The 5,968-nt window shown below is 52.3% G+C and carries 4 protein-coding genes; 2 read left to right on the forward strand and 2 right to left on the reverse strand.

From position 1 onward, the window contains the following. Positions 1-374: 374 nt before the first annotated feature. Together DBO31_RS02350 and DBO31_RS02355 are read right to left on the reverse strand one after the other, a co-directional pair. Complete coding sequence (locus tag DBO31_RS02350; protein WP_075581640.1) at positions 375-1,256, reverse strand: LarC family nickel insertion protein; 882 nt, start codon at positions 1,254-1,256, stop codon at positions 375-377. A 94-nt stretch (positions 1,257-1,350) separates the two neighbouring features. Further along, entirely contained in the window at positions 1,351-2,343 is a 993-nt protein-coding gene (locus tag DBO31_RS02355; RefSeq protein ID WP_059076471.1) for a nicotinate-nucleotide--dimethylbenzimidazole phosphoribosyltransferase, read from the reverse strand. Between the two features lie 544 nt (positions 2,344-2,887). On the opposite strand from DBO31_RS02355, the gene DBO31_RS02360 reads away from it, so the two are divergent. Both DBO31_RS02360 and DBO31_RS02365 read left to right on the forward strand, forming a co-directional pair. Beyond that, positions 2,888-4,777 carry a carbon starvation protein A gene (locus DBO31_RS02360; protein WP_150824346.1) on the forward strand — a complete coding sequence of 630 codons (1,890 nt, stop codon included), beginning with the start codon at positions 2,888-2,890 and terminating at the stop codon, positions 4,775-4,777. 79 nt (positions 4,778-4,856) lie between these two features. Next, a complete protein-coding gene (locus DBO31_RS02365) occupies positions 4,857-5,765 on the forward strand; it encodes a radical SAM protein (protein WP_150824347.1) in 909 nt (302 codons plus the stop codon). Positions 5,766-5,968: the final 203 nt, after the last annotated feature.

The following is a 5,968-nucleotide window of genomic DNA, read 5'->3' on the forward strand; positions in this document are numbered from 1 at the left end:
ATTTTTCCCCATTCAGGCGCATCAAACACGCTGGCAAATCGTTCTGCCAAAAGGCTCGTTCCTTTCAGATGATCTATCAGCAGTTGTTGTCGTCCCTCTTCGCTAGTATGCCCAATATATTTTCTCATCTATTTTTCCTCGTATAACTTATCCGATAACTGCTTATGAATTTATTGTATAATGATATTATAACATGAATCAGCATATTAGTATTAATAATAAAAATTACCGCGTCTTCCCTGCAGGATGCAAAAAAACCTGCCGCACTCTGGGTGCAACAGGTTTTTCCGTTTGGTATTCCGTTCAATCGCCTTCCTATCACAGGAATAGGTGAGACCATACTGTCTGGCTCTGGCTTTTAATCCCTGCCAGTCTCAGAACTTCTTGCATTCGCCGATGAAGCCGCGCAGGACGTTGGGGATAGCCAGGTCTTTGGTGCCTGCCCCGTAAGCCGTGGTTTCATGGATCAGTTCTTCCGGACGCGGGCCGGCATAGGAGGCCAGTGTCTTGACCAGGGCGGCTCCTGTCGGGGTAACGAGTTCGCCATCGATATCGGTCGAGTAATAGGGCAGTCCTGCCAGGAGTTCTGCCGTTGCCGGTGCCGGTACGGGCATGATGCCATGGGCACAGCGGACGAATCCGCTCCCCACGTGGAGGGCCGATGTGCCGATTTGTTCGATATGCAGGTAGTCGAGGGCCCAGATGGTCCCTACGATATCGAGGATGCAGTCGATGGCGCCGACTTCATGGAAATGGATATCGCTGACGGGTACGCCGTGTACTTTGGCTTCCGCTTCGGCCAGGGCCTGGAATACGGCCAGGCTCTTTTGTTTGATTTCTTCCGTAAACGGCGAGGCTTCGATGATGGCCGTGATATCGGCCAGTCCCCGGTGCTGATGATGGTGATGATGGCCCGTGGCATCGATGAGGGAAGCTGCCGTCTTCACGGTCTGGCCGTGATTGTGATGGTCGTGGTGACCGTGGCCGTGGCCTTCTTCGTGGCCGTGGTCGTGATGATGACCTTCTTCATGGTCATGATGGTGGTGATGGTCCTGTTCCGAGTCGAGGAGGACGTTATAATACACGGACTGGATCCCCAGTTTGTTGACCGGCTGGCAGATCAGGGAATAGCCGTCCAGTCCCAGCTGGGCCATGGCTTTTTGAAATTCTTCAAAGGGAACGCCTGCCTGAATCAGCATGCCGATGAACATATTGCCACTGATACCGGAAAAACAGTCAAGATACAATGTTTTCATATACGTATAGCACCTCTTTTTTTATATATCTATATATAGTAGTATACTCACGAATGTTTTCCATGCCTATCCCCATAGGGGGCATCGGGCTTTTTTAGTCTTCTTTCATCGATTCCACGGCCGCGTCGAGGACGGAGAGGCCCAGAACCGATCCCATGGCCTGGTCGTCTTTTCCGGGATCGCTGACGACGGGGTTCAGGTGCAGGTATTCCATCTGCATCCGGTGTACCGGTTCGGCATAGGCCGCCGAAGGAAATACGTATCCCATGACGGCTGGCTGCAGAGCCTGTGCTATCAGGACGGCCGCCCCGGTGACGGCGTTGTCAAAGACCAGCGCGACGTGGCGGTGTGCGGCCGACAAGATGCATCCCACCATGGCGGCGACATCGGGCGCGCCGGCTTTCTGCAGCAATTCGAGCGGCCGGGTACAGTCCAGTCCATGAGTACGCAGCACCGCGCCGAGCATTTTCATCTGATTCTTTTCTTTCAGTGAACCGGCAAGGTCCGGCATCTGGGAGCGGTAAAAGGCCGCCGTCAGGATAAAGGCCGTCAGGATGGACCGTTCTCCCAGGCTGCCTATGCCGATGGCCGTATAGCCTTCATCGGCCAGGTTCTGGCCAATCTGGATGCCGCTGTACAGGGCATCGAGCATTTCGTCTTCCGCCATGGCCGGGCCATTTCCATAGTAGTGGCTCCCGGCCATGACTTTCAGGACCTGGACGCCTGGCGATTCGGGTATGTCTTCCTGAAGCCCCATGTCGAGGAGCAGGACGCCGGCCCCTACTTTATGGGCGACTTTGTTGATGGGGCCGCGGCCGCTGGCGATTTCCAGGGCGTCGGCCTTGCTGTTTTTGCCCTGCGATTCGTTTTTACCGCCATCGACGGCGTGATCGGCCGCAAAAATGATGACGGCCTTTTTCAACAGGTCATGGCGTTCACTGCCCCGTATGGCCGCCAGCCGTCCAGCCAGGTGACACAAAACCGTATCGGCCTGACCGGAGGCAGCCAGTTTTTCTTCATAGGAACGGGCAAAATCCCCGTCCACTGGTTCTATCATTGAAATAAATTGCTGAAATTCCGCATCCATGTCGTTTCCTCCTTTGCGTAGTATCTATAGTATATCACAGGAATGGCGGTCGTAAAAAGAAAGCCTTTTTCACGACTATTCGTTGTTTTAAATTTTTCAGAGGCAGTGTATCCTAAGTTCTCATTATCAAAATGTTTTAATAAGATAAAACGTTATACTTTTATTTTTTATTATATATATAAAATATTTCATTATATAATTTTGCTATTTTCTGTATTTCCAACGTATAGGTGTAACGTCATACGGCACTTTTTCTATACAGATTTGTAATAAATAACAGTACCGAATATCATATTACATGTAAAGATTGTTGTAAAAACACGGCAAAAGTAAATCATGTCGTGCCGTTATAGCATAAATCTTTATCATTTAAAGATTGCCTATTTATCCTTTTGTCCACTGAAGGAAGAAAGGCTCTTGAATTTTTTGTCGTAAAGACTTATAGTTAAGGCGTGATACAGGGTATGTCCTTTGCGGGTCCTCTCATTCATTATCTTTCCGCAGAGGATGGTGCTACTAAAATTTAAGAAGGAGGTTTTTTTGTATGAACGGTTTGTTTGTTGTTATTATTTCTGCATTAGTGTTCATACTGGCTTACCGTTTCTACGGTGCTTTCATCGGTGCCAAGGTCCTGACGGTCAACCAGTACAATGTCACACCGGCCTTCCGTTTCGAAGATGGTCATGACTATGTACCGACGAATAAGTACGTCGTATTTGGTCATCACTTCGCTGCTATCGCTGGTGCTGGCCCGCTCGTAGGCCCGGTCATTGCTGCCCAGTTCGGCTATCTGCCCGGTGCCTTGTGGATCCTCATCGGTGGTGTTCTCGCCGGTGCTGTCCATGACTGTGTTATCCTCTTCTGCTCCATGCGCTACGATGGTAAATCCATCGCTGAAATCGCAAAAGCCCAGATTGGTGATAAGACAGGTCTGGCTACGTCCTTTGCCGTATTGTTCCTGAATATCCTCGCTATGGCTGGTATGGCTGTTGTTATTTCCAACGCCCTCCATGACAGCCCCTGGGGCACATTCACCATCGGCATGACGATTCCTATCGCTCTGTTCATTGGTATTTACATGCAGTTCCTCTGTCCTGGCAAGATCAAGGAAGGCACGGTCATCGGTGTCGTCCTGACGTTGCTGGCTGTTGTCGCTGGTCCTGCTGTACAGGCTTCCCCGACACTGGCTCCGATTTTCACCATCAGCCGCCACGGAATTGATATCGCCCTGATCATCTACGGTTTCGTTGCCGCAGCTCTTCCGGTTTGGCTGCTCCTGGCTCCGCGTGATTACCTCTCCACGTACATGAAGATTGGTACTATCGGTGCCCTGGCTATCGGCGTTATCGTCGTCGGCCCGACCATCCAGATGCCGGCCCTCACCCAGTTCTGCGCTGGCGGCGGCCCGGTCATCACTGGCCCTGTTCTTCCGTACATCTTCATCACCATCGCCTGCGGTGCTGTTTCCGGTTTCCATTGCATGATTTCTACTGGTACAACTCCGAAGATGCTGATGAATGAACGCTCCATCGTTCCTGTCGGTTATGGCGCTATGCTGACCGAATCCTTCGTAGCTATGATGGCCCTCATCGCAGCTACATCCCTCGTTCCGAATGATTACTTTGCTATCAACTCCACAGCTGAACATTTCAATGCTCTCGGCATGCAGGTCGTCGATCTGCCGCAGTTGAACGCAATGGTTGGTGAAAACGTTGCCCATCGTCCTGGCGGTGCTGTATCGCTGGCTGTCGGCATGGCATTCATCTTCTCCAACATCCCTGGTCTTGATTCTCTCATGAGTTACTGGTATCATTTCTGCATCATGTTCGAAGCATTGTTCATCATGACAATCATCGATGCCGGCACACGTGTTGGCCGTTACATGCTGCAGGAACTCGTTGGCCGCGTATGGACCAAATTCGGCGATCCCCATTGGACTCCGGGTGCCATCATCGCATCGGCTGCTATCTCCGGCGCATGGGGCTATATCCTCGTACAAGGCAACTTGTCCACGATTTGGCCGATATTCGGTGTATCCAACCAGCTGCTCGCCATCATCACCCTGGCTATTTCCTCTGTTGTTATCTGCAGCATGGGTAAAGCCCGCTATGTATGGGTCACGGGTCTTCCGTGGGCATTCCTGACTGTCGTTATCTTCTGGGCTGACTTCCTCAACATGTTTGGTCTGTATCTGCCGAAGGGCGAAATGCTCCTGTTCGCCGTATCTGCCATCATGCTGATTCTGGTCATCATTGTAAGTATCAGTTCTCTCAGAAAGTGCTTCGAACTGTCCAAGACGGTTCCGGCCAGCTACACGACTACCAAGTCGGTAGAAGAAGAAGGACTGAAGAAACTCCAGGAACTGGTCGCTACGGATCCGAAAGCAAAACGCTTCGCCGAACTGACCTGCCCGAAAGACTTCAAACAGGCCTAATCTAGTCTGGTAATAGAAAAGGACGATCGCATTTGCGGTCGTCCTTTTTTTGGTATATAGTAGAATCGAGGTGATTTTCATGAATACAACACAGCCCTGCATGGACTGTCCCCGTCAGTGCCATGTCGTCCGGCCGCTAAAAAGTGACGGCATCAGCCCGGACCTTCCCGGCTACTGCCACAGTCCGCTCCAGCCGGTACTGGCACGGGCGGCCCTGCACTTCTGGGAAGAACCGTGTATCAGCGGCAGCCGCGGATCGGGCACGGTCTTTTTTTCCAGCTGCAACCTGCGCTGCTGTTTCTGCCAGAATTCCCAAATCAGCATGGATGGCAAAGGCATCCCCATCACGGTGTCCCGGCTCCGGGCCATCTACCACGAACTTATCGCCCAAGGGGCACACAATATCAATCTCGTAACCCCCACGCCCTATACGCGGGCCATCCTGGAAAGCCTATCAGAGCCACTGCCCGTACCAGTGGTCTACAACTGCGGCGGCTATGAACGGGTAGAAACGATCCGGGCCTTCGAGGGAAAAGTCCAGATTTACCTGCCCGACCTGAAGTACATGGACCCGGCCATGGCCGAGTGCTACAGCGGAGCCCGGAACTATCCGGACGTAGCGGCCCGGGCCATCCTCGCCATGTACGACCAGACGGGCCCCTATGTTCTGGACGACGACGGCATGCTCCAGAAAGGCGTCGTCATCCGCCATCTCATCCTGCCCGGCCACGTAGACAATACAAAGCACGTCATCGATTGGGTACGGGACCACTTCGGACCAGAACAAGTCCTGTTCAGCCTCATGCGCCAGTACGTCCCCTGCGGCAGGGCCAGTGAATACCCGGAAATCAACAGACCCCTCACGGATGAAGAATACGACGAGGCCGAACAATATCTCTTTGACAGCGGCATCGAAGATGGATTCGTACAAGAAAAATCCAGTGCCAGCGAAGGATTCATCCCGGCGTTTGACGGGACCGGCGTATAAGAGGACCCACGGCCGGAGACTTATTTCCCCTGTCTCACCCGGTATGGCGCCATCTGCTTCGTTGTCATCAGTCGCCATAGCGCCGCTATGACTCCTTCTTCCGCCTTGCATCTGACACCATCCCAGGCGATTCAGGATGGAAACCGTCCCCGGTCGTGGGTCCTTTAGTGCTGAGTTTATATAGAAAAGTCGGTTCGACGAAC

This window comes from Megasphaera sp. DJF_B143 (assembly GCF_900320625.1).
Lineage (GTDB): Bacteria > Bacillota > Negativicutes > Veillonellales > Megasphaeraceae > Megasphaera > Megasphaera hexanoica.

What these genes read in the sequence shown, in the direction of transcription:
- DBO31_RS02355 (WP_059076471.1), bottom strand. Translation starts at nt 2,343, where the DNA reads ATGGATGCGGAATTTCAGCAATTTATTTCAATGATAGAACCAGTGGAC.
- DBO31_RS02360 (WP_150824346.1), top strand. Translation starts at nt 2,888, where the DNA reads ATGAACGGTTTGTTTGTTGTTATTATTTCTGCATTAGTGTTCATACTG.
- DBO31_RS02350 (WP_075581640.1), bottom strand. Translation starts at nt 1,256, where the DNA reads ATGAAAACATTGTATCTTGACTGTTTTTCCGGTATCAGTGGCAATATG.
- DBO31_RS02365 (WP_150824347.1), top strand. Translation starts at nt 4,857, where the DNA reads ATGAATACAACACAGCCCTGCATGGACTGTCCCCGTCAGTGCCATGTC.